Raw genomic sequence first — 25,501 nt, 5'->3', positions numbered from 1 at the left:
GACGGACGCGGGACACAAGGGGAGCGGGTCGACATGCAACTGCCATGGGAGAACGTGCTGTCGTACATGAACCACGATCCGCGGTGGTTCGAGGACTTCAGCCGGCGCGCGCCGAGCGGTGAGCATCTGCGCGAGTACCAGGCGGTCGTGCCCGACGCCTGGCGCACCTGGCGCCGCGGCTACTGGGTCATCGCCGAACCGCCGGGCGCGGCCGTCGTCGGCGAGGGCTGGAAGCTGCACGTCTCGGCGACCTCGCGCACCAGCGCCGAGACACTCCGCCGGTCCTTGCCGGTGCTGCGCGACGCGGGGGTGCGCTTCAAGTTCCTGATGGATCCGATGGCGGTGCGCGAGGCCAACGGGAAGTCGTTCCCGCGTGCTTCGAGCGGGAAGTTCATCACCGTCTACCCCGACGACGACACGCAGTTCCATGCCATCACGTCCGAACTCACCGACGTACTAAAGGAGTTGGACGGGCCGTACATCCTCTCCGACCGGCGCTGTCCGGGTTCGAAGGTCGTGTCCTACCGCTACGGCGGGTTCATCAGCCGCTTCGAACTCAAACCGCTGGGACTGCGGGACCTGATGATCCAGGCACCGGACGGCTCACTCGTCCCGGATGTGCGTACCCCCTTCTGGTTCGCCCCGAGTTGGGCACGGGACCCGTACGCCGACACGGAGGGTGCGGCGGCCAAGACCAAGGCCACCACCAAAGGCAGCACCTCGGGCGGAGGCCAGGGCCTGCTCCACGGCCGCTTCAAGGTCGAGAGCGCACTGGCGTTCAGCAACCGCGGCGGCATCTACCGGGGCGTGGACACCGAGACGGGCGCGGACGTCGTCCTGCGCGAGGCCAGGCCCGGTGTCGAGGTGGGCCCCGAGGGCATCGACGCCGTCGAACTCCTGCGCCACGAGTACGAGTTGCTGACCGAACTGGCCGACACCGGCCTCTTCGTACGCCCGGTCACGTTCTTCGAGCAGTGGGAGCACGCGTTCATCGCCGAGGACCACATCGACGGCAGTCACCTCGGCCACCTCAGCGTCGCCAACAACCCGCTCTACGGCCTGGACCTCACGCCGGCCGCACTCACCGACTACTACGACCGGTTCAGGCTGCTGTGGCTCCAGGTCGCGGACGCCATCGCCGCCTGCCACGAACGCGGCATCGTCCTGGGCGACTTGTCGCCGACGAACATCATGGTCACCGCCGACGACCGCATCCGTGTCATCGACCTGGAGTCCGCCTTCCACGAGGACCGCGCCGGCGGTGCGGGCCTGGGCACCCCGGGGACGGTCACCCGGCGCGCGGTGGCCGCCGGCCGCGGTGACCGGCGCTCCGACTACTACGCGCTCGGCGGCATCATGCTGTGCTGCGTGCTGACCTGCCAGCAGAACGACCTGGTCGACCACGCCGTACCCCTGCGACTCCTCGACGCGGTGGCCGCCGATCTCGCCCTGCCCGGCGAACTGGTCACGCTGATCAGGGATCTCTACGACGAGGACGCACGCCTGCCCGACCCGGCGGCCCTGCGCAGGCGCCTGGCCGACCTGCCGTTCACCACCGCCTGGCAGCAACTCCCGCCGCTGGCACACCGCGTGACACCCGACCCGAAGTCGTCGGCCGACCTGCACCGGCGGATCGCGACCACGCTCGACGGCGTCGCGACGTACCTGCGCGACACCGCCGACCCGCAACGCGAGGACCGGCTGTTCCCGGCGGACATGCTGGTCTTCGAGACCAACCCGCTATCCGTCGCGCACGGCGCCTACGGCTGCCTCTACGCGCTGCACACCACGGGCGACGCGGTGCCCGACACCTTCCTGGCCTGGGCGCTGCGCAAGCCGACCGGCCACAAGTCCCTGCCGCCCGGCCTGTATTACGGCTCCGCGGGTGTCGCCTGGGTGCTGTCGGCGCTCGGCCATCGCGACATCGCCGCCCGCGTCCTGCGCGACGCCTCCGAACACCCCCTGCTGTACACCGAGCCGGGCGTGCTGACCGGCGCCGCCGGACACGGCATGGCCTGCCTGCGGCTGTGGCGCGACACCGGTCTCACCGAGTTCCTCGACCGCGCCCGCGAGATCGGCGCACACCTCGCGCGCGACGCCCGGCACGACGACGGCCGCGCCCACTGGCCCGGTTCCGGCAAGCACATCCCCGTCGGCTACGGCGAGGGCGCGTCCGGTGTCGCCATGTTCCTCCTCGCGCTGCACGCGGCGACCGGTGACCCGGCCGTGCTCGAACTGGGCCGCGCGGGGCTGGAGTTCGACCTCTCCTGCGGTACGTACTCACCCACCGGCCTGCTCTCCTTCCCGGCCGTCGCGGCCACCGACGAACCGACCGCCGTGCTGCGCCACTACTGGGACGAGGGCACCGCGGGCGTCCTGACGACCCTGCTGCGCTACCACCACGTGACCGGCGACGAGTCCCTCGGCAAGCACATCGAGGAACTGCTGCCGGACGTACGGCGCAAGTACACGACGTTCCCGCAGCTGTTCCACGGGATCAGCGGCCTCGGCAACGTCCTGCTGGACGCGTACGAGTTCCTGGGCGACCCGGAGTTGCTGGGCGACGCGGAGCGGGCGGCCGAGGCGGTGCTGTGCAGCGCGGTGCGGCGGCCGGAGGGCGTGGTGTTCCCGGGTGAGCAGACGGTGCGGGAGAGCTGCGACCTGGCCACCGGTTCGGCCGGTGTCGCGCTCTTCCTGGACCGGTTCCGCAGGACCGGCCCCGGCGCGCGCACCAACACCAACTTCCTTCTGGACGACCTGCTCACGCCGCCCGGGACCGACACATGACCGCCACCGCACCCCTCGACACGGTCGACACGCCCCGGCTGAGCCGTAATCGCGAGTTCCGGCTGCTGTGGATCGGCCAGGCGCTGTCGGACTTCGGGTCGTCGATGACGTTCATCGTGCTGCCGCTGGTGCTGCTCGCGGCGGGCTACTCCGCCACGGTCGCCGCGACCATCGGCACGGCCTCCCTGGTCGTCGCCCTGGTGACCCGCCTGCCGGCGGGCTACCTCAGCGACCGCTACGACCAGCGCACGCTGATGCTCCTCTGCGACCTGATCCGGATGGTCGCCGTGGGGTCGGTGGCGCTCTATGTGCTGCTACGTCCCGTGCCGATCGCGCTGGCCCTGGCGACGGTGATCGTGTCGGACGCGGCCCTTGAGGTGTTCCGCCCGGCCCAGAACAAGGTGGTCCGGCGGATCGTCCCGACCGAACAGCTGGGCGCGGCACTGTCGTTGAACCAGGCGCGGGCCTACGGCGCCGACATCGCCGCACCGGCGGCGGCCGGGCTGCTGCTGTCGCTCTCCCCCTCCGTACCGTTCACGGTGGACGCGCTGACCTTCGGGGCCTCCGCGCTGTGCGTGGCCGCGGCGGTCCGGTCGAGGCGCTCGCCCGAACCGCACGTGAGCACGACGGGCCCACGACCCGAGCGCGCCCGTTTCCGGACCGAATTCACCGCGGGCTGGCGGTACTTGATCAGGGACCGGTTCATGCGCTGCTCCGCCGCGTACTTCGCCGGTCTCAACGTGGCGTTCTCCGCCCTGGCGTTCGCCCTGATCCTCGGCGTGGGCCGGCTGCCCGACGGCGCGGTCATGGTGGGAACGGCCATGAGCGCGGCGGCAGTTGTCGGCCTCGCGGGCTCCCTCCTCACGCCTCTCTTCCAGCGGCACGTCTCCCTCAAGGTGACCCTGGCGTCCGCGCCCGCGATCGCCGCCGCGCTGCTGGCCCTCGCCTGGTCCAGTGGCAGCACCGTCGCGTTCGTCGCCGGCTTCTGCGCGCTGTGCCTGCTGACCCCGGTGAGTGCGGCGACGTTCGCCACGATCATGGCGGTCGCGGTACCCGAGGAGATCTACGGCCGGGTCAGCACCACCAGCAGTCTGCTCGCCCAACTCCTCCAGCCCTTCGGGCCGTTGGCGGCCGGGCTGCTGCTGGCCCACCTCTCGCTGCCCTCGACCGCCGCGCTCTTCGCGGTGGCACTCGCCCTGCTGGCCGGTGTCCCCCTCGTCCTGCCCGCGCCGTCCCAGCCCAACGCCCCAGCACAGGACAGGAGTTCCTCGTGAGCACACCACAGCTCCACCTCCACGCCGACAGCGCAAGCCCCTCCGTCCTCCTCTCCGTGCTGGAAGTGGGCGCGACGGACGGCCGGCTGCCGCCCACTCAGGTCGTCCAGGAGATCGCCGACGTCGCCCGGGCCGGCGATGAGTGCGGCTTCCACCGCTTCTGGGTCGCCGAGCACCACGGCTCGCCCGATGTCGTCAGCAGCGCACCGGCGGTCCTCATCGCCCACATCGCCGCCGTCACCCGCCGCATCCGGGTCGGCTCGGGCGGGGTGATGCTCCCCAACCACGCCCCCTACGTCGTCGCCGAACAGTTCGCCACCCTGGCCGCCCTGCACCCAGGCCGCATCGACCTGGGCGTAGGCCGCTCCTCGAACACGGCAGGAACCGCGGCCTATCGCGCCGCGCTGGAGACAGCACTACGACGCGACGCCAGGGCGACGATCGAGTTCCCCGCCCTGATCGACGAACTCACCGGCTTCATCGACCCGTTGAGGCAGAACCCACCGGACGACCCGGCCCTGTTCCTGTCCCCACGGGTCACCACACCCGCCGAGGTCTACGTCCTGGGAGCCGGCGAGGGTTCGGCCCGCACCGCCGCCGAGCGTTCACTGCCGTTCGTCTACGGCCATCACCTGGGGCGCTCCAAGTGCCGCCCGGCGGCGGTGGACCGCTACCGGTCGGCCTTCGTCCCCGGCCCGCGCCAGGCCCGCCCGTACGTCATCGCCTCGCTCAACGTGCTGTGCGCGGGCAGCGACGACGAGGCCGGGCGACTGGCGGTGCGGGCCGCGCGTCAGGCCGTACGGCAGCGCACGGGGGCCGCACCGGAGGCGTCCTTGCCGCCGGCGCGGGAGGAGTTCCTCGCGCACAGGTTCCTGGAGGACCAGCAGGTGGTGCACGGCGGCCGGGAGACGGTGGCCAAGGCCATCGACCATGTGGCGGGCGCGCTGGACGCCGACGAGATCATGCTCGTCCCCTTCGACCTCACGGGCACGGAACGCGCCCGGACCCTGCGGACGCTCACGGGGCGACGGGCGCCGGCCTCGCCGCCCGCCCGGGTCGGCTGATCAGGCCCTCGCCACCGGTCAGCATCGACCGGTACAGGGCTTCCAGCACCGGGCTGGGATCCAGGCCGAACTCCCCTGCCAGGAGCTGCCGGTACTCGTCGTAGACCGCGAACGCCTCGGTCTGCCGCCCCAGTTGGAACAGCGTGTTCATGTGCGCGGCCCGCAGGCGCTCGCGGTGCGGATGCAGCACCGTCAGCCCGCCGATGGTGGCGACGACCGCCCGGGCGTTGCCCAGCGACAACTCCGCCTCCGCCCAGTCCTCGTAGACCTGGAGGTACTGCTTGTCGAGGTGGCCGGCCTCGTCGGACAGGGGCCGCGAACATCGGAGTTCCGGCAGCGCGGGCCCGCTCCACAGGTGCAGCGCACGGTTCAACAGCCGGGCCGCGAGGGCGAGTTCGCCTCTGTCCGCCGCCTCGCGTCCGGCGGCGGCGAGGCTCCGGAACCGTAGCGAGTCCAGCTCACCGTCACCCACCGACAGCAGATAGCCGCCCGCGCCACGGACCAGCCGTCCGCCCGCGCCGCTGTCGTCGAGGAGTCTTCGCAGCGCCCATACGTACACCTGGACGTTCTTCCGCGCCGTCCTGGGCGGTCCGCCGTCCCACAGGGCATCCGTCAACACGTCCACGGAGACCAGGGTGTTGGGACGGCACAGCAGCATGGCGAGAAGCATGCGCTGCTTGAGCGGCCCGAGCGGCAGCGGCCCGTCGTCCTCGCCGCCGTCGGTGACGGACAGCGGACCCAATACGGAGAACCGAACCTGGCCGGGCCGCTGATCGGCCGCCCCTGCACGCATCTGTACCCCCAGCTGTCGGACCACAGGACGAAAGAGTGATCCCCGGAACCGCACCTGTCGCGTCCGGTTCCGTTGAACGGAACCGGACGACCGGTCTGCCGCCCCGCTCCTTCCTTGCCAGGCATCCGCCCACCCCGGCTACAGTGCACACCGTGTGGGCGGACAACCAGGAGCGCGAGCCGCGCGTCGACCGGACGCCGCGAGCCGACGGGATCCGGCGGCGAGCCACGATCCACGACGTCGCGCAGCTGGCCGGGGTGTCCCGGCAGACGGTGTCCAGAGCGGTCAACGACAAGGGCGAGATCGACCCCGCCACCAAGGAGCGCGTCCTGGAGGTCGCGCGGCTGCTGGACTACCGGCCGAGCCGGTTCGCGCGGGGACTCGTCCGCAAGGGCGCGGTGACGGCGGGTCTGGTGATACCGGATCTGATGAACCCGTTCTTCCCCGAGGTGGCCGCCGGTGTGCTGGAGGCGGCCGAGGAGCGGGGCTGGCAGGTCGTGGTGTGGGACTCGCGCACCGACGAGAACCGGGAGCTCCAGGCGCTGGACAAGTTCTCCCACCAGGCGGACGCGGTCGTCGGCTACTTCAAGAACCCGGACGACGTACTCGCCCGGCACCTGGGCGGTGTGCCGACCGTGGTGCTCGAACGCGGGCCGCACCAGACCCGGTTCGGAGCCGTCGGCATCGACGCCGCCGCCGGTGTCGCGCAGGGCATCACCCATCTGGTGCGTGCGGGGCACCGCAGGATCGGCATGCTCGACGGCGACCGGAGCGACGCCCCCGGCCCTCGCAGAGAGGCCTTTCTGTCCGCCGTACGGCAGCACGGTCTGCCCGTCGACGAGAGTTGGGTCGTGCCGAGCCGTGAGCACAGCGTCGCCGGCGGTGAGGCGGCCATGGTTCAACTGCTCGGCGCGCGGCCCGAGTTGACCGCAGTCTTCGGGTTCAACGACCTGATCGCCGTCGGCGCGATGCGTGCGGCCCGGCGCCGTGGGTTGCGGGTGCCCGACGACCTGGCCGTACTGGGCTTCGACGGGCTGTCCCTGGGTGAGCTGGTGGAGCCGGCGCTCAGCACCCTGCACATCGACAAGCGGCGCCTGGGCCGGCTGGCCATCGAGCAGGTCGCCCGACTGAGCGCGGGGCAGGAGCCGTTGAGCGGCGCCGACGCCTGGGTGATTCCCCAACTGGTGGTGCGGGCCTCGGCGTAGCGCCGCCGCGGGTGTGCTGCCGCCTGCTTCGGCCGCCGTCTCCCGCCATCCGTAGAAAGCGCCAACACAACTACCGTGCACGTCCCTTGACACTGGTTTTCGGCCGCCTCGATACTCGACGGCAACGTTCACGTGAACGTTCACGTCCCCCACGTAACCGCCCGGTTTCGCGCCGCCCGATGTCGGACCACCCCCACCTCACCGACCGTCGTCGACGTCCTCGCCCCTCCCCCCTGCTCCCCGGCCGTGGCATGTCCGGAAAGTGAGTGCGCGCCCATGGAAATCCGAACGATGTCCCGCAGACGACTACTCGGGGCCTCCCTCGGTGGCGCGGGTGCCGCCCTGTTGGGCCTGTCGGGGTGCGGGAGCTCCGACGGCTCCGTCTCCGCGGGCACCGACCACCTGAGCATCTGGTACTGGAACGGCGCGCTGAGCGACAAGCTCCTCGCCGTCTCCGCGCGCGGCGTGCCCGGCGTACCGGGGCTGAAGGTGAAGGGTTCGCCGATCGCCGGCGACTACAAGTCGAAGCTGCGGACCAGCATGGCGGCGCGGGCGTACGTGCCGGACCTGGCCTGCGCGAACTCCGACGTCTCGGTGTTCTTCCCCGACGAGGAGGAGTTCCTCGACCTGAGGAAGCTCGGCGCCGACGCCCTGGAGGACCAGTACCTGGACTGGAAGTGGAAGAGCGGCATCAGCCCGACCGGGCGGATGGTCGGCTTCCCGCTCGACGCCGGTCCGACCGCGCTCTACTACCGCCGGGACCTGTTCGAGAAGGCGGGGCTGCCCACCGAACCGGCGGACGTCGCCGCGGAGTCCGCCACCTGGGACAAGTACCTCGCGCTCGGCCGGACGCTCAAGTCCAGGGCGCCCGGCAAGCCGTTCCTGGTCTCCCAGATCAGCTACGTCTTCCGGATGGCCCTGTACCAGAGCCCGAAGCAGTTCGTGGACGCCGACAACCGCTTCATCGGCGACCGGCAACACGTCAGGCGTGCCTGGGACTTGGCGGTGGAGACCTACCGACAGGGGCTCAGCGCCCGGGTGTTGGACAGCACGCCCGACTACAACGCGGCCATGGGCCGCGGCAGGGTCGCCTCGATGATCACGGCGGTGTGGGCCATCGGCGGACTCAAGGACGTGGCACCGAAGACCTCCGGGGCCTGGCGGCTGACGGCGCTGCCCGGCGGTCCGACGAACTACGGCGGGTCGTACGTGACCATCACCCGCTACTGCCGTGACCCCGAGGGCGCCTTCGCCTATCTGAAGTGGCTGCTCGGGCCGGAGAACCAGCTGAAGGCCTATCAGGAGATGGCCCTGTTCCCCACCACCCCGGCCGCGTACAGCAAGCCGGCGATGCGCAGGCCCGACCCCTTCTTCGGCGGTCAGATACCCGTCGACGTCTTCGGCCCGGCCGCGGAGAAGGCCCCGGTCATCTTCTTCAGCCCCTACGAGGACATCTGTAGCACCCCCGTCTTCCAGGAGCTGACCAACGTGGAGACCCTCGGCAAGAACCCCGACAAGGCCTGGCGGGACGCCATGAACGCCTGTGAGCGGACGCTGTCCCAGCAGGGGGTGAGCTGAGTTGGCGACCGTCGCCGGAGCGGACCGGGCGCCCGCGGCCGGAAGCGACGCCGGGACGGCCCGTGGCGCCAACACCGGTGCCCCGCGCGGCCGTTGGCGGCGGCATGTGCCGCCGTATCTCGCCATCTCGCCGTACTACGTGCTGTTCGCGGTCTTCGGCGCGTTCCCGGTGGGGTTCTCGCTGTATCTGTCCTTCCAGGACTGGGACGGCATCGGTGACATGCGGTTCGTCGGACTCCAGCAGTACCGCTGGCTGCTGCACGACACGGTGTTCTGGCACTCGATCCTGAACACCTTCGAGATCTGGTTCATGTCGACGGTGCCGATGCTCTTCCTGGCCCTGGTCATCGCGTTCCTGCTGAACGCGCAGGTGCGCCACGCCACCGCCTACCGGGTCGCGTACTTCATCCCGAACGTGACCTCGATGGTCGCCATGACCATCGTCTTCGGCTCGGTCTTCGCCCAAGCAGGCCTGGCCAACTCGCTGTTGAAGGCGATCGGGGTGGACGGGATCAACTGGCTGACGTCCTCCCTCGGCATCAAGTCGGCGATCTCCATCATGATCATCTGGCGCTGGGTCGGCTACAACGCGCTGATCTTCCTGGCGGGCCTCCAGGCCATCCCCACCGAGCTGTTCGAGGCGGCGCGGGTGGACGGGGCGAGCAGCCGGCAGACCCTCTTCCGGGTCCTGGTACCGCAGTTGAGGCCGGTGATCCTCTTCGCGGTCATCACGTCCACCATCAACGGCCTACAGATCTTCACCGAGTCGCAGGTGCTCTTCTACTCGGACGACCCCGGCACCACCGGCGGACCGGGCCAGGAAGGTCTGACCATCGTGCTCTATCTCTGGCAGAAGGCGTTCAACGACCACCAGTTCGGCTACGGCGCGGCGATCGGCTGGTCCCTGTTCGCTCTGATCGCGCTGTTCGCGATCATCAACTGGCGGCTGGTGTCCGGCTCCGAGCGCGACGACCGTCCCCGTATCGCCTGGCGCAAGGGAGCCCGCAATGGCCGCTGACCGGACGACCGCCGTCGGCGCGGGACTCGCCATCGGTTCCGGCAGCAGACGCTCCCGAGTCGGTGTCCGGGTGCTGCTGCTGTTCGGTGTACTGGTCTCACTGTTCCCCTTCTACTGGCTCGTGGTGATGGCCTCGATCACCACCCAGGAGATCCTCCGGTTCCCGCCCCGGCTGGTGCCGGGCACCCATCTCCTGGAGAACATGCGGGAGGTGATCCACCGGATCGATTTCTTCGGTTCGCTGTTCAACACCGTCGTCGTCTCGGTGGCGGGCACGGTGCTGGTGCTGTTCTTCGACTCCCTTGCCGCGTTCGCCTTCGCCAAGTACGAGTTCCCGGCGCGGAAGCTGCTGTTCGGCATCCTGTTGGCGACGTACATGATTCCCGGCCAACTCTCGCTCGTGCCCCAGTTCGTCACCATGGCCGACTTCGGCTGGGCCGGTTCCCTCAAGGCCCTCGTGATACCCGGTGCGGCCAACGCGTTCGGAATCTTCTGGATGCGGCAGTATGCCCAGAACTCACTGCCCGACGAACTCCTGGACGCCGGCCGGATCGACGGGGCCGGTTTCTTCCGCCTGTACCGGCAGGTGGCCCTGCCGCTGTTCCGGCCGGCGCTCGCCTTCCTCGGAATCTTCACGTTCATCCAGCTCTGGAACGACTACATCTGGCCCCTGGTCGTGCTGGTCAACCCCGACCGGCTCACCCTCCAGGTCGCCCTGGCCAACCTCAACGTGGCCTACAACACCGACTACGCGGTGGTGATGGCCGGCGCCCTGATGAGCGTGATCCCGCTGATCGTGGTGTTCCTCGTCGGCGCCCGGCACTTCCTGCGGGACCTCGCGGCGGGCGCCACGAAGATGTGACCCGAAGGCGCGATCCGAAGAGGTGACGGGAAATGCCGTGATTGCTCGCCTCCCCGTGCCCTATTTGCGACAAAGCGGCTTTCTTTCCGCCTTCTGCCTTCCAGGTACGGGGAGGTGCGGCGTACGCCCTGAGGGGATGTCCGCACCGGATATGCCAAATCTCAATTGACTGCGCTATATTTCACGCCTCAACTCCCCTTGCCCATAGGGGCTTTCCCCCTCTCCCCGCCTCCTGCGAATTCTTTTCGCCCCTGGTCGGTACCAACCGTTTCCCCCTCCGTGATACGCCTCACCGAAAGCTTTCCATTCCGTGGCCATCACTCTGCACGAGGACCGGCCGCCGGCCGGTCGCCATGCAGCCGTTCCGTCCGGCAGCCTGTTCCGACGGATCTACGCACCGCGCACCAGCGACGCCCTGGCGTTCTCCATGTCGACGTACGCCATGCCGCTGCTGGTCCTGGCGATCACCCGGTCCTCGTCACTGACGGGCCTGGCGTTCGCCCTGGAGTGGACGCCGCGGATCGCCGCGTTCGTGCTGGCGGGCAATGTGGTGGACCGGCGCGGCGCGGCGATCGTGTGTTTCCTCGCCTCGTTCCTGCGGGCCCTGGTGCTGGCGGGGGCGGCCGTGGCGCTGGTGATGCTGCCGCGCGGCACCGCGGAGACGGTGACCGTGCTGGTGCTGGCCGCGGTGACCGGCACCCTCACCCAGTTCAGCTTCGTCGCGAACGAGGCCGTGGGCGCGATCGTCACCCGGCGGGCGGAGAACCGGCCCCACGGAGTGCAGTCGGTCCTCATCGGCATCGACCAGACCGCGATGCTCGTCGGCCCCCTGCTCGCGGGCTTCCTGCTGCTGGTCGGTCCCGGCTGGATGCTCGGCTGCCTGACCGGGCTGTCCCTGCTGGCGGCCGTGCTCGGACTCCAGACCCCGCCCACCCCGCTGCGTTCCGCACGGCCGGACGGCGAACGCACACCCGGCGGTCTGCGGACCGGGCTGCGCCAGCTGCACCGACTGCCCGCGCTGCGCTGGCTGGTGGCGGGCCTGGCCTGTTCCAATCTCGCCCTCGGCCTGCTCCAGTCGGCCAGCCCCATCATCGTGGTGGAGAACTTCGGCCGCTCCTCCGCCGACGTCGGCACCCTGTGGTCCGTCGCCGCTGCCGCGACCCTGTTGGCGATCACGTGCTGCCGGCTCGCGCTGAGCCGCATCGACCTGTGGGGTGTGGGGGTGGTGTGCGCGACGTTCGCCTCCGCGGCCTGCCTCGCCCTCCCCCAGGCCCCGTCCTACGCCGCCTACGTGGTCCTCATCGCGCTGTTCATGGCGGGCGACGGCGGCCTCACCGTCGTCCTGCGCACCCTCCGTTCGCTGGTCATCCCCGCGACGGCCTTCGGCACCACGCTCTCCCTGACCATGCTGCTCCTGCTGCTGCCCTTCCCGGTGGCCGGCATCCTCGTAGCCGTCACCCCGCCGACCCACCTCGACACGGTCGTCCTGTGCTGCGCCGCCGTACAGGCGGTCGCCCTGCTCATCACGTTCATCCACCTGCGCACCGAGCCGACGCTGCGCGCGTCCGCCAACCCTCCGCCGCACGCCATGCTCCCCAACGAGCCGTCGACCAGGCCGCGTTGAGGGGAGGCGCGGCGCGCTGGGTGGCCGTCAGATGCCGTGGGCGGCGAAGGCGACGATCTGGGTCACCTGGCGGGCGGCGAAGTTGTTGTCGGAGACCAGGACGACGGTTCGGCGGCCGTCGGGGAGGCGCGGGCCGAGGGTGATGCCCTCGACGTTGTCGACCCGGGACAGCCCGGGGACGTCGGACAGGTCCGTCACGAGCGTCTTGCGGACGGGCTTGATCGCGCGCCCCGACGCGGCGGCGAGCGAGTCACGGCCGAGCACGTCGGTCGCGCCATGGAGGTCGACCAGGTAGATGCGGTCCTTCCAGTTGTTGTCGCTGTAGATCGAGGCGCGCTCCAGGACCAGGAAGCGGTCGTGGCCGAGGGACACGATGTCGCTGACGCCGTTGGTGTCGGTGCTGCCCGCCGTCGGTGTGGCGAACAGCGGTTCCAGGGGGTAGGCGTACTGCGCCAGGGGCAGCCCGGTGTCCGCGTCGTGGACGGTGATGCGGGTCAGGGCACCATGCTCCGGGGTGGGGTCGGCGCCGTCCTGGTAGAGGGGGTCCTCCATGGCGGTGACGATCCGCCGGCCGTCCGGGGTGAAGGTGACTCCTTCCAGGGTCTGGTTCTGGCGGGGGCCGAACTCCTGGGAGTTCATGTGCAGTTGCGGGGGCAGGGGGAGCTGCCCGGTGTAGGCGCCCGTGGTGGTGGCACGGCGGATCCATGGATCGCCGAGGAGAGCCGGCCCGTCGGACGGGACGATCCGCTCGCCCTCACTCGTCCAGACCAGGCCGCCCCTGCGCGGGTCCACGGCGATGCCCTCCGGGTCGGGCGCCACGGTGGAGGTGGCGGTCGAGGTGGGCGGAAAGGTACCGCCGTCCGGGCGCAACCACGGGTGGGTGCCGGTGAGTTCGACCCTCGTGAGGGCGCCCTGGGCAAAGTCGACGCGTGCGGTGTAGAAGCGGGCGGGCCCGGTCTGTGACCGGTCGTCACTGATCAGGTAGTACGTGCCCGTCTTCGCGTCGTAGCTGATGGCGGACAGCCCGCCGACGGTCGTTCCCTGGAAGGACATCGCGTACGGCAGCTCCCGCTCACCGAGGAAGTCCAGCCGTACGCGGCTGTCCTGGGCGGCGGCCGGGGTGCCGACGAGGGCGGGCAGGGAGGCGAGGGCAACGGCGGTGGCGATGATCCGGGCGCGGGCGGTGCGAGCGGACATGGAGGCTCCGTGAGGTGTTGAGTGGGCCGGGAGGGCCGGGTGTGTGTTGTGCGGTTCCGTGGGCAACTCGGGTGCGACGGACTGGTGTTGGGCTCTGCGTCGCCCGTCTCGGTCACGCTCGGGTGGGCGGGCGCGCATCGGCATGGAGGCCGCGCGAGGTGCCGGATGGTCCGGGAGGACCGGGTGTGTGTTGTGCGGTTCCGTCGGCAACTCGGATGCGGCAGACGGGTGTTGGGCGCCGCATCGCCCACCTCGGACACACTCGGGTGGGCGGGCGCGCATCGGCATGGAGGCCCCGCAAGGTGCCTGGTGGCGCAGGAGGCCGGACGCGGGATCAGGGGTTCCGTGAGCAACTCCGGGGCGGCGGACGGGTGTTACGTCCCGCGCCGACCGCCTCGGTCACGTTCGCGCGGGCGGCCGTACTTCGTCATGGGGACTCCAGGACGGGCGGGCCGGTGAGTGGTGCGGGAGCGGCGTCGGTGCGTGACGCGCGGCGGCGGCGCCAGGCGAAGAACGCGAGGGCCAGCAGGGTGAAGACGTAGGGAATCGCGGACACCAGCTGACCCGGGACATCGAGGTTGCCGAGTTGGACGGCGAGGGCCTCGGCGGTACCGAAGCCGAGGGCGGCCAGGAAGACGCCCCAGGGGCGGAGCGCGCCGAGGAACACGGCAGCCAGGGCGATGTAACCGCGGCCCGCTGTCATGCCGGTGACGAAGAAGGAAACGGCGCCCATGCTCAGGAACACACCGGCCGCCCCGGCCAGCGCACCGCTCAGCGCGAGGGCGCGGAACTGGACCCGGTGGACGTGGATGCCGACCGAGCGGGCCGCCTCCGGGTGCTCCCCGACCGCGCGCAGATGGAAGCCGAACCGGGTCCGGTACAGCAGCCAGGCGACCACCGGGGTGGCGGCGAGGGCTGCCCAAGTGAGCACGTTCTGCCCGCTGAGCACCGCGCCGACTCCCGGGATGTCCTCGATCAGCGGCAGTCGGACGGAGGGCAGCGCGCCGCTGTGCAGTCTGCTGGTGCCGCCCTTGTCACCGAGGAGCGCGAACACGGTGTACGAAGTCGCCCCCGCCGCAAGGAGGTTGAGGCCGATGCCCGCGATGATGGCGTCGGCGCCGAGGTACAGGTGCAGCACGCCGAGCAGCAGCGCGAGCAGCGCGCCGGCCGCGATCCCGCAGACGGCTCCGGCCCACACCGAGCCGCTGTACCCGGCGACCAGCGCGCCCGCGCAGGCGGCGCTCAGCATCGAGCCCTCCAGCGCGATGTTGGGCACCCCGGCCCGCTCGGCGAGCAGCCCGCCGAGGGCGGCGAGGACGTACGGCGTGGACACCCCGAGGATCGCCGCGAGGAATGCCGTGCTGAGCACGACGTCGAGGACGGAGCCCATCAGCGGGCCTCCCTTCGGACACGACCCAGGTACCGCTTGACGAGTTCGGGCAGCGCCCGCGCGGTCACGAGCAGCACGATGACCGCCTGGATGATGGTCACGGCGTCGGAGCCGACGTCGGTCTGCTGCTCCATGACGTCACCGCCGACCCGCAGATACGAGTAGAGGAGCGCGGCGGCGACCACGCCGACCGGATTGTTGCGGCCCAGCAGGGCGACGACGATGCCCTCGAAGGCCAGGCCGCCGGCCATGTCGGGCTGGAGGCCGCCGTAGATCCCGAGCGCGAGGTGGGCTCCGGCGAGGCCGGCCAGCGCGCCGCCGATGACGAAGCTCCACTCGATGGTGCGGGGCACGTCGAGACCGCCGTAGCGGGCGAAGTCCGGGTTGGAGCCGGTGACGCGGATGCGGTAGCCGAGCGGGGTTCTGGCGAGCAGGAACCAGACGGCCGCGGCGACCGCGAGCATGCCGAACAGGCCGATGTTCGCCTGGTCCAGGGGGACTTCGAAGAAGTTCGAGAGGAGGGGCAGCGCCGAGTCGGGGCGCACCGGGGCGGACTGTACGGCGCTGCTGCCGGGGGCCTTGAGGTGGTCGGTGAGGAGGTAGTCGAAGACGCGCACCACGACGGCGTTCAGCATCAGCGTGGCGACGATCTCGTTGGCGCCGAGGCGGGCCTTCATCACTCCGGGTACGGCGCCCAGCGCTCCCCCGGCGAGGGCGGCGGCGCCGAGCGGCACCAACACGGCGGCTACGGGCGGGAGATGGAGGTTGATCGCCACCAGGGCGCTCGCCAGGGCACCGGCGTACACCTGGCCCTCCGCGCCGAGGCTGATCTGCCGGGCCCGGAAGGGGATGGCGACGGACAGGCCGAGCAGCGAGAGCGTGGTGGCGTCGGCGAGCCAGCGGCCGATCCTCGGGGTGCGCTCCAACGGGCCGGTGAGCAGGGCGTCCAGCGCTCCGTCGGCGTCCTTGCCGGTGGCCAGGACCACCAGGAAGGCGATGAGGACGGCAACGGCGACGGTCAGTACGGTCATCGTCAACTCGACGGCCACCGTACGGCGTCGGGTGGCCAGGAACTCCCGGCGCTCCCGCGTCTCGGGCAACTCCTGCTGTTCCGCCGCCGGTTCCATGGTCGAGGTCATCGGACACCTGCCGTGATCCGCTCGTCCGGATGCCGTTCGACACCGAGCATGTACAAACCGGTGGTCTCCTCGGTGAGTTCGGCCGGGTCGTCGAAGCGGGCGACGAGACGGCCGTCCTTGATGACCAGCAACCGGTCGGAGAGCGCGAGGAGTTCACCGAGGTCGGCGGAGACCAGCAGCACCGCCGCGCCCGCGTCACGGGCCTCGACGAGCCGCTCGTACATGAAGTGCATGGCGCCGATGTCGACGCCGCGGGTCAGCTGTGCGGCGAGCAACAGGCGTGGCTCGGCGGAGAGTTCGCGGGCGACGACGACTTTTTGCAGGTTGCCGCCGGACAGGGCGCCGGCCGCCGCGTCGGGGTGCGGGGCGCGGATCGCGTAGCGGCTGATGAGGTCCTCGGCGAGTTCTCGTATGCGGCGGGTGCGCAGAATGCCTCGGCGGGCGGCGGGGGGCCGGTCGTGGCGGTCGACGATCAGGTTGTCGGCGATGGAGCGGTCCAGGGCGGCCCCGTTGGTCAGCCGGTCCTCGGGTACGTGGGCGACGCCGGCCCTGCGGTGGCCTGCCGCGTCGAGGTGGGTGACGTCGGTGTCGTCCACGGTGACTGTTCCGCCGGTGGGGCGGCGGAGTCCGGCGAGGAGTTCGACGAGTTCGGTCTGGCCGTTCCCTTCGACACCCGCGAGGCCGACGACCTCCCCGGCCGCGATGTCGAGGGAGACGCCGTGCACGGCGGGACCCGAAAGTCCGCGCACCCGGAGGGTGTTGGCCCCGGGGCGGGCCGGGTGCTTCGACACGTCGAGGGACATCTCCCGGCCGACCATCATGGACGCGAGTTGCGCGGGCGTCGCCTCCTCTGTGCGTACGGTGCCGATCACCGAACCGGCGCGCATGACGGTGACCCGGTCACTGATCTCCCGTACCTCCTTGAGCTTGTGCGAGATGAACAGCACGGTCATGCCCGCGTCGCGCAGTCGGCGGATCGCCGTGAAGAGGTCGGTGGTCTCCTGGGGCGTGAGGACGGCGGTGGGCTCGTCGAGGATCAGGATGCGGGCGCCGCGGTGCAGGGCCTTGAGGATCTCGGTGCGTTGGCGCATCCCGACGGACACCGTGTCGACCCTGGCCTCCGGGTCGACGGCGAGTCCCGACTCCTCGGCCAGCGCCGCGGTGCGTTCGACGGCTGCCGCGCGGTCGACGCGGCCCGCCCGGCCCGGTTCCACGCCCAGGACGACGTTCTCGGCGACGGTGAACGACGGGACCAGCATGAGGTTCTGGTGGACCATGCCCACGCCGAGGGCGATGGCGTCCTGCGGCCCGGCGAACCTGACCCGCCGCCCGTGCACGCTCAGTTGGCCGGCCGAGGGCTGTTCGAGTCCGTACAGCAGCTTCATCAGCGTGGACTTGCCGGCGCCGTTCTGGCCGACGATCGCCCTGATCTCACCTCGGGGTACGGACAGGTCGACGCCGCTGACGGCGCGGGTGCCGTTGGGGTAGGTCTTGCCCAGGCCCACGGCCTCCAGGGCGGGAGGGGCTCCGGCGAGGGTTTCGTCGGCTTCCTGAATGGGTTCCACCAGTGTTCCTCGGAGGTCAGAAGGCCGAAGGGACCTTGACGGCACCGGACTTGACCTTCGCGGCCTGCGCTTCGAGCTCGGTGCGCACGGCGGCGGGGACGAGCTTGTCGAAGTTGGCGTTGTCGACGTAACCGACGCCGTTGTCGGCCAGACCCACGGCGGCCGGCTTGCCGTAGGCGAGCGTGCCGGCCTTGTTCGCCTCGGCCGCCAGGTAGAGGGCGTTGCCGGCGTTCTTCAGGATGGAGGTGACGACGGTCTGCCGCTGGGACGCGTCGGTGAGCGTCTTGAACTGGTCGGAGTCGACGCCGAAGGTGTACCGCTTGGCGGCGACGGCCGATTCGAAGGCTCCGAGGCCGGAGGATCCGGCGACGGGCCACACCAGTTCGGCGCCCTGCCCGTACATCGCCGAGGCGATCTGCTTGCCCTTGGCCGGGTCGCCGAACGGGTTGTCGCCGCCGACGTACTGCACGAGAACCCCGGAGGACGGATTTCCGCCCGCCGCCTTGAAGCCTGCCTTGAAACCGATGACGAAGTCCTCGATGACCGGTATCTGAACTCCGCCGATCACTCCCACCTTCCCGTTTCCGCCACTTCCGGGAAGGGCCTTGGCGGCGACGAGTTTGTCGGCGAGGAATCCGGCCAGATAGGCGGCCTCATTCTGTTTGAAGGTGACGGAGTAGACGTTCGCGCACTTGTTGGAACAGCCGCTCTTGCCCGTGTAGTCGACGGATCCGTCGAAGAGCCAGAACTTCTTGTCCGGGTACTCGGGGGCCAGCTTGGAGATGAAGCCGACGGTGTCGACCGTGCCCGCGGCGAGTACGTCGTAGTCGTCACCGGAGGCCGCGTCCTCGAAGCCGGAGGACCACTTGGTGCGGTCGCTGCCCAGCTCGACGACCTTCAGGCTGTACCCGAGGTCCTTCTCCGTCTTCTTCAGGCCCGCGTACGCCGAGTCGAAGAAGGAACGGTCGCCGAGGTTTCCGTTGATGACGAACTTGATGCGCAGCTTTCCGGATTTCCCGGCCTGAGAGGATTCCGAGTCCGTCGAGGCGCCGCATGCGGCGAGGGTGAGCGAGAGCGCCGCCACAGCCCCCAGAATTCTGATCTTGTTCATCGCTTGGATTCTCTTTCTCTAGCGGCGGCAGTCCTTCGCCATTGGTCGAAAGGTATGCAAGGCAAAACGTTTTGGCTACGGGTCTTTTTGGTCTCTCGTGTTAGGAGATTGTTTCCGTGATCAGTGCGCCGGCCGCGATGGTGACGGCTCGGTCGAAGTCGCTCTCGCGCTCGGCCGGTGTGAGCGCCTCCGCGTGGCGCACGTGATCGCTGACCGTCAGGACGGCGAGCGCGTGACCGCCCTCGGCGGCGGCTGTCGCGTACAGACCCGCTGCCTCCATCTCCACGGCGAGGGTGCCGTGCGCCTCCAACTGCTCGAACAGCAAAGGCCGTTCGAGATAGAAGTGGTCGGTGGTGAACACGGGCCCGACGTGGATGTGCGGTCCGGTCCCGGCAGCCTGTACGGCGGCCGCGGCCAGCCCGAAGGAGGCGGAATGGCTCAGGTGCACTCCGTCGATACGACGGCTGCTCATCGCCGAGTCGGTGTGCGCGGCGGTGGCCACGACGACGTCACGGAGACCCACCGAGGCGGGGATGCCGCCTGCGGTGCCCACCCGCACGATGCGGCGCACGCCGTAGAAACGGAACAGTTCGGTGGCGTAGATCGTGACCGACGGCATCCCCATCCCGGAGGCCAGCACGGACAGCGGCGCGCCTTTGTACGTTCCGGTGTATCCCTCGATGCCGCGCACGTCGGTGACCAGCCGGGCGTCCTGAAGGACCGTTTCGGCGATCCGGCGTGCCCGGCGTGGGTCGCCGGGCATCAGCACGTCCGGCGCGAAGTCGCCGGCAGCGGCGGAGATGTGGGGCGTGACCATCAGGCCTCCTCCCCCACCGGAGTTCGGGCGAGCCAGCGGACCAGGCGGTCCCACAGCTCGGGGTAGCCCTTCCAGTCAAGAAAGGCAGGCGGGGCCCAGTGCGGCGCGAGGTCGGAGGTGAAGGCCGCGGATCTTCCCGCGCCGTAGCCGCCCACGGCCAGGAGTGGATGGCCCGCGCACTCGACGAGGAGGTCCGAACCGTCCTTTACCGTCACCTCGTTGAGGCCGAGCAGGTCCGGCCAGGTCGCGTCCAGCCCGTCGACCACCGGGTGCCGGGCGACGACTCGCGGCGCGGCCCCGGCGGGCAACTCCACCCGGTCGTCCCGGTCGTGCAGGGCGACCGGCAGCGCAGGGGCCAGCGGTGTGCGGCCCCAGCGGGCCTTGGCGTCGATGCCGGTGAAGGTGAGATAGCCGCCCACCATCAGCAGGCCGCCGCCCAACTCGACGTAGGCGCGCAGCAGTTCGGTTCGGTCCGGTGAGGGCACGGAGCGGGTGAAGGTCTCCGGCGTGAGCTGGAAACTGTTGGCCCCGACGTCGCTGATCACGACGACGTCGTACGGCTGAAGGCCCTCGGCCGTGGTGGGCAGTCTGCTCGGGATCTCGTGGGCCGGGACGTACGTCACCGTGTGGCCGCGTTCGCGGAGCGCGTCGAGGAAGACGTGTGCGCCCTCGACGTACTCGGAGGTGAAGAAGGAGTCGAAGCCCTTCTGGTGGACGGAGTGGGTGAACCAGGACTCACCCACGACGAGGACATGGGGCATCGCGGCACGGCCTTCCTGTGATGTGTGCGGTGGTCTGTGTGCGAGGTGGTCAGCGGGCCGGGCGCACGGGAGCTGTGCTGGCGCGCACCTTCAGCCGGACCGGCAGGATGTGCCGGGAGGCGGGGGGCACCTCGTCCCGGTGGACGTAGCTGAGGAGTTGGGCGCCGGCCGTGCGGCCGACGTCGTAGGCGGGCTGGTGGACGGTGGTGAGGCGGGGGTGGACGCGGGAGGCGAGCATGATGTCGTCGAAGCCCGCCACCGAGACGTCGTCGGGGACGCGCAGGCCGGCGTCCTCCAGGGCGGCGATCGCGCCGAGTGCCATCAGGTCGTTGGCGGCGAACACCACGGTGAAGCGGCGCCGGCCGCCCTGCTCCAGGGCTGTGGCGACCAGGTCGTAGCCGGACCGTTCGACGAAGGCGCCCTCGACCTCGGTGACTCCGGTGTCGCCGAACGCCTCCCGGAAACCGGCGATCCGCTCCAGGCTGCTGACCAGGTCCACCGGGCCGCTGATCGCGAGGACCCGGCGGTGGCCCAGCTCCCGCAGGTGCTGCCCGATCAGGCGGCCGCCCGCGCGGTGGTCGGCGGTGACCAGGATGGTCTGCTCAAGCAGTCCGGGAACGACCTCGTCCGCGAGGGCGATGGGGAACCGGCCCAGCAGCGACGCCAGTCGGCCGCGCGAGGGCGGCGAACCGGAGGCGTACACCATGCCGTCGATGAAACGGCCGCGCAGCATCTCCAGATAGCGGTCCTCGCGGTCGGGGTCGAACTCGGTGTTGCACAGGATGACCCCGTAGCCCAGGTCGTGGGCGGCGTCGTCGACGCCCTTGGCGAGTTCGGCGAAGAACTGGTTGGTGATGTCGGGCACCAGCAGACCGATGACGTTGGTCGAACCTGCCTGGAGATTGCGGGCAGTTGAGGCCGGGACGTAGCCGAGTCGACTGACGACGGCGCGGACGCGTTCGGCGGTCTCCTCGGCGACCGGCCGGTTGCCGCTCAGCACGTGCGACACCGTGGTCGGACTGACCCGGGCGGCGGCCGCCACGTCCTTGATCGACGCGGGCCGCCGCACCCGGCGGCTGCGCTCGTCCGGCTCACGGGTCATAGTGCTGCACCGCTCTGCCGTGCGAGGTGTCCAGGAGCGCGGGCACGCGTGCCTCGATCTCGGCCAGCAGTTCCGGCAGGTCCAGGGTCAGCAGCCGACCGTCCCGGACCACGACCCGGCCGTCCACCACGACCGTGCGCACATCGCTCGCCCGGACGCTGTAGACCAGGGCCGCCACCGGGTCGTGCAGCGGTCGGCAGTGCGCTCCGCCCAGGTCGACCAGGACGATGTCACCGGCCCGGCCCGGTTCGAGCGCGCCGATCCGGTCGCCGAGTCCGAGCGCCCGGGCCCCACCGCGCGTGGCCAGCCGGACCGTGTCGGAGACCGTCATCCAGGTGGCGTCCCGCTCCGCCTGTTTCTGGGTCAGCGCGACCAGCCGCATCGCCTCCCACACGTCCAGCGTGTTGTGCCCGGCCGCCCCGTCCGTCCCCGCCCCGACGGCAACTCCCGCGCCCAGCAAGCTCCTTACCGGAGTGAGCGGGGACAGGGCGTGCTTCAGATAGACCTTCGGACAGCAGGCCACGCCGGTACGGTCCCGGTGCGCCGCCAGTGTCGGCAGGTCTTCGGGGACGATGCCGCAGCCGTGCGCGATCAGCGCGCCCGCGTCCAGCACACCGGTCCGCTCCAGCACGGTGATGGGGGTGATGCCGCGCCGGGCGAGGCTCGACTCGGTCTGCTCCAGGTGCTCGGCGGCGTGGATGTGGATGCGCAGGCCCGTCTCCTTGGCCAGTTCCGCGAGCCGGACCAGGTCCGCGTCCTCGACGGTGTAAGGCGCGTGCGGGCCCAGCGACGCGGTGATCCGTCCGTCGCCGGTGCCGTGCAGGGCGGCGGCGGTCTCGGCGCTCTCCTCCAGCGCGGCCCGGCCCCGGCTGCTGAAGTACGTCGGCGCGATGTCGGCCCGGATTCCGGTGCGTACGACGGCCTCGGCGATCCGCTCGGCGTGGAAGTAGTGGTCGGCGAAGGTGGTCACCCCGCTGAGCAGCATCTCCGCGCAGGCCAGCGCCGCGCCGAGGCCGATGTCGGCGGGGGTGAGGTTGACCTCCATGGGCCACACCCGCTCGTTGAACCATGCCTCCACGCTCACGTCCTCGGCGGCCCCGCGCATCAGCGTCATCGGGCCGTGCGTGTGGGCGTTCACCAGCCCCGGTACGGCGACCAGTCCCGTACCGTCCACGCTCTCCGCGCCGGCGTGGTCCGGCCCGGAGCCCGCCGGACCGAGCCAGGCGATGATGCCGTCCTCGACCAGGATGTCCTGGTCCGTCTCCACTCGGCAGGGGCCCCGCTCGGGCACGACGAGCACCGAGCAGGAGGTCACCATGAGTCGGCGCATGATGCGGATCCTTCCGTTCGAACCGGACGTTAAGGATCCAAAACGTTTTGCACAACCCCTGTGGTGACCTGCTCCCTGGTCGGAGCCGGTCCCGTCACCAGCGCGGGAGTCTCAGTTCGTAGTCGGGTTGGACGCGCCGCATGTAGGCGGTGTCGTCCCGGCCGCGCACACCCGAGTCGAGGTAGAGCCGGTGCAGCCGGTCGAGGGCGTCGTGGTCGAGTTCCACGCCGAGGCCGGGGCCGGTGGGCACCTTGACCGCGCCGTCGCGCAGTTCCAGCACCCCGGGGACGATGACGTCGTCGGCCGAGTTCCACGGGTAGTGCGTGTCGCAGGAGTGGTCGAGGTTGGGGATGGCGGCGGCGACATGGGTCATGGCGGCGAGGCTGATGCCCAGGTGCGAGTTGGAGTGCATGGACAGCCCGAGCCCGAACACCTCGCAGACGACGGCCAGTTCACGGGTCCGGCGCAGCCCGCCCCAGTAGTGGTGGTCGGTGAGGAGGACCTGGATCGCGCGCTGCTCGATCGCGGGCCGCAGATGCTCCCAGGCGACCACGCACATGTTGGTGGCGAGCGGGAGCGGCGACTCCTTCGCGACCCGCGCCATGCCGTCGATGGTGGCGGTCGGGTCCTCCAAGTACTCCAGTACGCCGTCCAGTTGGCGGGCCACGTAGGTCGAGGTCTCCGCCGTCCAGGCCGTGTTGGGGTCCAGCCGCAGCGGCTGCCCCGGGAAGGCCTCGGCCAGCGCCCTGATCGCGGCGATCTCCTCGTCGGGCGGGAAGACACCGCCCTTGAGCTTGAACGACCGGAAGCCGTACCGCTGTTGCATGAGCCGGGCCTGCGCGACGATCCCGGCGGGGTCCAGCGCCTCGCCCCAGTCGTCGCCGACCGCGGGCCCGCCGTCGAGGGCGGGATGCTCGGCCCACTTGTAGAAGAGGTACGCGGCGAAGGGCACGGCGTCGCGGACCTTGCCGCCGAGCAGGTCGCTGACCGGGCGTCCGAGCAGCTTGCCCTGTGCGTCGAGGCAGGCCACCTCCACCGCCGAGGAGGTCCAGCCGCGTTCGTGGGAGCTGGGGACGGTCGGCAGCAGGGCGGTGTCGATCGCGGCGACGAGTGCCGTCGTGTCGAAGACGTCCAGCCCCACGACGACCTTCGCGGCCGCCTCAAGTCGCTCCAGCCGGACCGCGCCGCCGGTGGACTCGCCGAGGCCCACGGTGCCGTCCTCCAGCACGAGTTGGAGGACGCATCGCAGGGCGAGTGGTTCGTGGACGCCGTTCGAGTTGAGGAGGGGCGGGTCGCGGAAGGCGATCGGGGTGACGATCAGTTCGCGGATCCGTGTTCCTGCCGTGCTGCTCATGCGCCCAGCGCCTCCAGGCCATGGTCGATCACTTTCGCAGGCATCCTGCCCCGTTCCGGCGAACCCCAGTCACGGCTCAGGCCCAGGCCGTCACGGGCACGAACGAACTGTCCGTCCGGAAGAGGGCCGTACCGTCCGTCGGGTCCACCCGCAGTTGGTAGTTGTAGTGGCGCAGGTAGTGGCCGGGGTAGTTGTACGACTCGAAGCGCAGCGCGCCGGTGGTGGCGCCCGTGCGGGCGTAGAACGTGGCGTCCCCGGCGAAGGTCGCGGTGCCGTCGTTGGCGTCGAACCGGCCCCGGAAGTCGTAGTGGCGCAGGTAGTTGCCGGCCGAGTCCCGGAAGGAGAAGCCGGTCGCGTCGGCGAGGCCGGCGACGACGGTGAACGTGGACGCCTGCTTCAGCGCGGTGGTGCTGGAGCTGGTCACCACCGGCAGGTTGAGCAGGGAGGACACCTCCTGCCAGTAGCGGGTGGTGTAGTTGGCGGACTGGAAGGAGCGGGTGACACCGGTCGCGAGGCTCGGGCCGCCGGACACCGTCTCCTTGATGACCGTGAAGTGCCGTGCCGTACCGGAGAGCGTGGTGAGCGCGGTCGGCGCGGACCAGGTGGCGAAGGTGTCGTAGCTGTCGCTGTAATAGTAGGTGCCGTCGCCGTAGCCGTCGAAGAAGATCCGCCAGCCGCCGTTGTCGAGCCGCACCACCGAGGGGCCCTCGCGGTAGCTGCCCCAGCCGGCCCAGTCGCCGGTCTTCGAGATCGTGTAGGGGCCGGTGAGGCTGGTCGCGGTGCCGTACTCGATGTACTTCGCCGTCTCGTTCTTGGTGAACGCGTGGTAGGTCGAGCCGATCCGCACGATGTACGTGTCGATGTGGTTCGAGCCGATGCCGGACAGGGCGACCGGTGAACTCCACGCCGTCAGCGCGGAGTTGGACGCCTTCAGCCGGTACGGCGTGAAGATCCACTCGTCGTCGGTGGTCGAGCAGGACACGATGACGTTGACACTGCCGTCGCTGTCCACGAACCACTCGGGCGCCCAGGCACGCGACAGGTTGGTGATCGGGACCGTGTAGTCGTACAGGAACGTCCAGTTGACCCGGTCGGCGCTGCGCGCGAAGCCGATGGTGGTGCTGACGTCCTCCCAGGTGTGGGTGGTGTACGTCAGGTAGTAGGAGCCGTCGGTGTGCTTGAACACGCTCGCGTCGCGGATGCGGTTGCTCGGCGGGGTGTAGGCCGAGGCCTGGACGAGACGGAAGTCGGTGGCGTCGTCGGACTGGTAGACGTTGACGGTGCCGTCGTCGCTGTTGAGGAACGGGACGATCGTGTAGCGGGTGGCGTAGCCGCTCGCCGGGGCGGCGGCCAGCGCCGTGCCGAGCAGTCCGGGCGCCTCACCCAGGACGAGTGCCGAGGCGGGCAGGACGGCCAGCGCGCGCAGCAGGGTACGGCGGGACGGCGTGGGGGGACGTGTGGTCACGGGCGGCTCTCCCGGAGACTCGGTGTTCGTCATATCGAACCCAGTTCGTGAATTCGGTCAGAAGG

At 70.4% G+C, this 25,501-nt stretch carries 20 protein-coding genes; 8 read left to right on the top strand and 12 right to left on the bottom strand.

Going from position 1 to position 25,501, the window contains the following annotated elements; translation table 11 throughout:
• Nucleotides 1–33: 33 nt before the first annotated feature.
• Genes lanKC through ACNFOC_RS06785 form a run of 3 tightly spaced genes read left to right on the top strand, consistent with a single transcriptional unit; the run spans nucleotide 34 to nucleotide 5,125 of the window.
• A complete protein-coding gene (lanKC, locus tag ACNFOC_RS06795; protein WP_416957650.1) occupies nucleotides 34–2,787 on the top strand; it encodes a class III lanthionine synthetase LanKC in 2,754 nt (917 codons plus the stop codon).
• Complete coding sequence (locus tag ACNFOC_RS06790; RefSeq protein ID WP_416957648.1) at nucleotides 2,784–4,061, top strand: MFS transporter; 1,278 nt, start codon at nucleotides 2,784–2,786, stop codon at nucleotides 4,059–4,061. Before lanKC ends, ACNFOC_RS06790 begins: the two co-directional genes overlap by 4 nt.
• The gene (locus ACNFOC_RS06785) at nucleotides 4,058–5,125 is read left to right on the top strand and encodes an MsnO8 family LLM class oxidoreductase (RefSeq protein ID WP_416957646.1); all 1,068 of its coding nucleotides are present in this window, start codon (nucleotides 4,058–4,060) and stop codon (nucleotides 5,123–5,125) included. Before ACNFOC_RS06790 ends, ACNFOC_RS06785 begins: the two co-directional genes overlap by 4 nt.
• Here ACNFOC_RS06785 and ACNFOC_RS06780 read toward each other — a convergent pair.
• On the bottom strand, nucleotides 5,079–5,918 hold the full coding sequence (locus tag ACNFOC_RS06780) for an AfsR/SARP family transcriptional regulator (RefSeq protein ID WP_416957644.1): 840 nt from the start codon (nucleotides 5,916–5,918) through the stop codon (nucleotides 5,079–5,081). The genes ACNFOC_RS06785 and ACNFOC_RS06780 overlap by 47 nt on opposite strands.
• A gap of 152 nt (nucleotides 5,919–6,070) precedes the next feature.
• Between ACNFOC_RS06780 and ACNFOC_RS06775 the strand changes: the two genes are divergently transcribed.
• The 5 genes from ACNFOC_RS06775 (at nucleotide 6,071) to ACNFOC_RS06755 (ending at nucleotide 12,205) form a co-directional block, all read left to right on the top strand.
• Nucleotides 6,071–7,123: a LacI family DNA-binding transcriptional regulator gene (locus tag ACNFOC_RS06775; protein WP_416957642.1), complete on the top strand. Its 1,053-nt coding sequence runs from the start codon at nucleotides 6,071–6,073 to the stop codon at nucleotides 7,121–7,123.
• A gap of 291 nt (nucleotides 7,124–7,414) precedes the next feature.
• The gene (locus ACNFOC_RS06770) at nucleotides 7,415–8,701 is read left to right on the top strand and encodes an ABC transporter substrate-binding protein (protein ID WP_416957640.1); all 1,287 of its coding nucleotides are present in this window, start codon (nucleotides 7,415–7,417) and stop codon (nucleotides 8,699–8,701) included.
• A gap of 1 nt (nucleotide 8,702) precedes the next feature.
• The gene (locus tag ACNFOC_RS06765; RefSeq protein WP_416957638.1) at nucleotides 8,703–9,719 is read left to right on the top strand and encodes a carbohydrate ABC transporter permease; all 1,017 of its coding nucleotides are present in this window, start codon (nucleotides 8,703–8,705) and stop codon (nucleotides 9,717–9,719) included.
• Nucleotides 9,709–10,581, top strand: a complete 873-nt coding sequence (locus ACNFOC_RS06760) for a carbohydrate ABC transporter permease (RefSeq protein ID WP_416957636.1) — start codon at nucleotides 9,709–9,711, stop codon at nucleotides 10,579–10,581. The genes ACNFOC_RS06765 and ACNFOC_RS06760 overlap by 11 nt, the downstream gene beginning before the upstream one ends.
• 310 nt (nucleotides 10,582–10,891) lie before the next feature.
• On the top strand, nucleotides 10,892–12,205 hold the full coding sequence (locus tag ACNFOC_RS06755) for an MFS transporter (RefSeq protein WP_416957634.1): 1,314 nt from the start codon (nucleotides 10,892–10,894) through the stop codon (nucleotides 12,203–12,205).
• Between the two features lie 27 nt (nucleotides 12,206–12,232).
• Here ACNFOC_RS06755 and ACNFOC_RS06750 read toward each other — a convergent pair whose 3' ends face one another.
• The 11 genes from ACNFOC_RS06750 to ACNFOC_RS06700 form a co-directional block, all read right to left on the bottom strand.
• Nucleotides 12,233–13,402, bottom strand: a complete 1,170-nt coding sequence (locus ACNFOC_RS06750; RefSeq protein ID WP_416957632.1) for an esterase-like activity of phytase family protein — start codon at nucleotides 13,400–13,402, stop codon at nucleotides 12,233–12,235.
• Nucleotides 13,403–13,829: 427 nt separating this feature from the next.
• A complete protein-coding gene (locus ACNFOC_RS06745; RefSeq protein WP_416957630.1) occupies nucleotides 13,830–14,792 on the bottom strand; it encodes an ABC transporter permease in 963 nt (320 codons plus the stop codon).
• On the bottom strand, nucleotides 14,792–15,931 hold the full coding sequence (locus ACNFOC_RS06740; RefSeq protein ID WP_416957628.1) for an ABC transporter permease: 1,140 nt from the start codon (nucleotides 15,929–15,931) through the stop codon (nucleotides 14,792–14,794). The genes ACNFOC_RS06745 and ACNFOC_RS06740 overlap by 1 nt, the downstream gene beginning before the upstream one ends.
• The gene (locus tag ACNFOC_RS06735; RefSeq protein ID WP_416957626.1) at nucleotides 15,928–17,496 is read right to left on the bottom strand and encodes an ABC transporter ATP-binding protein; all 1,569 of its coding nucleotides are present in this window, start codon (nucleotides 17,494–17,496) and stop codon (nucleotides 15,928–15,930) included. The genes ACNFOC_RS06740 and ACNFOC_RS06735 overlap by 4 nt, the downstream gene beginning before the upstream one ends.
• 16 nt (nucleotides 17,497–17,512) lie before the next feature.
• Entirely contained in the window at nucleotides 17,513–18,607 is a 1,095-nt protein-coding gene (locus ACNFOC_RS06730) for a BMP family lipoprotein (protein WP_416957624.1), read from the bottom strand.
• A gap of 100 nt (nucleotides 18,608–18,707) precedes the next feature.
• The gene (gene deoD, locus ACNFOC_RS06725; protein WP_416957622.1) at nucleotides 18,708–19,424 is read right to left on the bottom strand and encodes a purine-nucleoside phosphorylase; all 717 of its coding nucleotides are present in this window, start codon (nucleotides 19,422–19,424) and stop codon (nucleotides 18,708–18,710) included.
• Nucleotides 19,424–20,185, bottom strand: coding sequence for a glutamine amidotransferase (locus ACNFOC_RS06720; protein ID WP_416957620.1), 762 nt, complete (start codon nucleotides 20,183–20,185; stop codon nucleotides 19,424–19,426). Before ACNFOC_RS06720 ends, deoD begins: the two co-directional genes overlap by 1 nt.
• A gap of 49 nt (nucleotides 20,186–20,234) precedes the next feature.
• The gene (locus ACNFOC_RS06715; protein ID WP_416957618.1) at nucleotides 20,235–21,287 is read right to left on the bottom strand and encodes a LacI family DNA-binding transcriptional regulator; all 1,053 of its coding nucleotides are present in this window, start codon (nucleotides 21,285–21,287) and stop codon (nucleotides 20,235–20,237) included.
• The gene (locus ACNFOC_RS06710; RefSeq protein ID WP_416957615.1) at nucleotides 21,277–22,617 is read right to left on the bottom strand and encodes an amidohydrolase; all 1,341 of its coding nucleotides are present in this window, start codon (nucleotides 22,615–22,617) and stop codon (nucleotides 21,277–21,279) included. The genes ACNFOC_RS06715 and ACNFOC_RS06710 overlap by 11 nt, the downstream gene beginning before the upstream one ends.
• A gap of 94 nt (nucleotides 22,618–22,711) precedes the next feature.
• Nucleotides 22,712–23,971, bottom strand: a complete 1,260-nt coding sequence (locus ACNFOC_RS06705) for a glucarate dehydratase family protein (protein ID WP_416957613.1) — start codon at nucleotides 23,969–23,971, stop codon at nucleotides 22,712–22,714.
• A 76-nt stretch (nucleotides 23,972–24,047) separates the two neighbouring features.
• Nucleotides 24,048–25,436: a glycoside hydrolase family 43 protein gene (locus ACNFOC_RS06700; RefSeq protein WP_416957611.1), complete on the bottom strand. Its 1,389-nt coding sequence runs from the start codon at nucleotides 25,434–25,436 to the stop codon at nucleotides 24,048–24,050.
• Nucleotides 25,437–25,501: the final 65 nt, after the last annotated feature.

This window comes from Streptomyces colwelliae (assembly GCF_048158785.1).
Classification (GTDB): Bacteria; Actinomycetota; Actinomycetes; order Streptomycetales; family Streptomycetaceae; genus Streptomyces.
Note: the sequence above shows the minus strand (reverse complement) of the source record. Positions and strands in the feature narration are given on the sequence as shown.

Bases quoted from the DNA above. Each gene is read 5' to 3' on its own strand.
- lanKC (WP_416957650.1), top strand. From the start codon at position 34: ATGCAACTGCCATGGGAGAACGTGCTGTCGTACATGAACCACGATCCG.
- ACNFOC_RS06790 (WP_416957648.1), top strand. From the start codon at position 2,784: ATGACCGCCACCGCACCCCTCGACACGGTCGACACGCCCCGGCTGAGC.
- ACNFOC_RS06780 (WP_416957644.1), bottom strand. From the start codon at position 5,918: ATGCGTGCAGGGGCGGCCGATCAGCGGCCCGGCCAGGTTCGGTTCTCC.
- ACNFOC_RS06770 (WP_416957640.1), top strand. From the start codon at position 7,415: ATGTCCCGCAGACGACTACTCGGGGCCTCCCTCGGTGGCGCGGGTGCC.
- ACNFOC_RS06760 (WP_416957636.1), top strand. From the start codon at position 9,709: ATGGCCGCTGACCGGACGACCGCCGTCGGCGCGGGACTCGCCATCGGT.
- ACNFOC_RS06750 (WP_416957632.1), bottom strand. From the start codon at position 13,402: ATGTCCGCTCGCACCGCCCGCGCCCGGATCATCGCCACCGCCGTTGCC.
- ACNFOC_RS06745 (WP_416957630.1), bottom strand. From the start codon at position 14,792: ATGGGCTCCGTCCTCGACGTCGTGCTCAGCACGGCATTCCTCGCGGCG.
- ACNFOC_RS06740 (WP_416957628.1), bottom strand. From the start codon at position 15,931: ATGACCTCGACCATGGAACCGGCGGCGGAACAGCAGGAGTTGCCCGAG.
- ACNFOC_RS06730 (WP_416957624.1), bottom strand. From the start codon at position 18,607: ATGAACAAGATCAGAATTCTGGGGGCTGTGGCGGCGCTCTCGCTCACC.
- deoD (WP_416957622.1), bottom strand. From the start codon at position 19,424: ATGGTCACGCCCCACATCTCCGCCGCTGCCGGCGACTTCGCGCCGGAC.
- ACNFOC_RS06720 (WP_416957620.1), bottom strand. From the start codon at position 20,185: ATGCCCCATGTCCTCGTCGTGGGTGAGTCCTGGTTCACCCACTCCGTC.
- ACNFOC_RS06715 (WP_416957618.1), bottom strand. From the start codon at position 21,287: ATGACCCGTGAGCCGGACGAGCGCAGCCGCCGGGTGCGGCGGCCCGCG.
- ACNFOC_RS06710 (WP_416957615.1), bottom strand. From the start codon at position 22,617: ATGCGCCGACTCATGGTGACCTCCTGCTCGGTGCTCGTCGTGCCCGAG.
- ACNFOC_RS06705 (WP_416957613.1), bottom strand. From the start codon at position 23,971: ATGAGCAGCACGGCAGGAACACGGATCCGCGAACTGATCGTCACCCCG.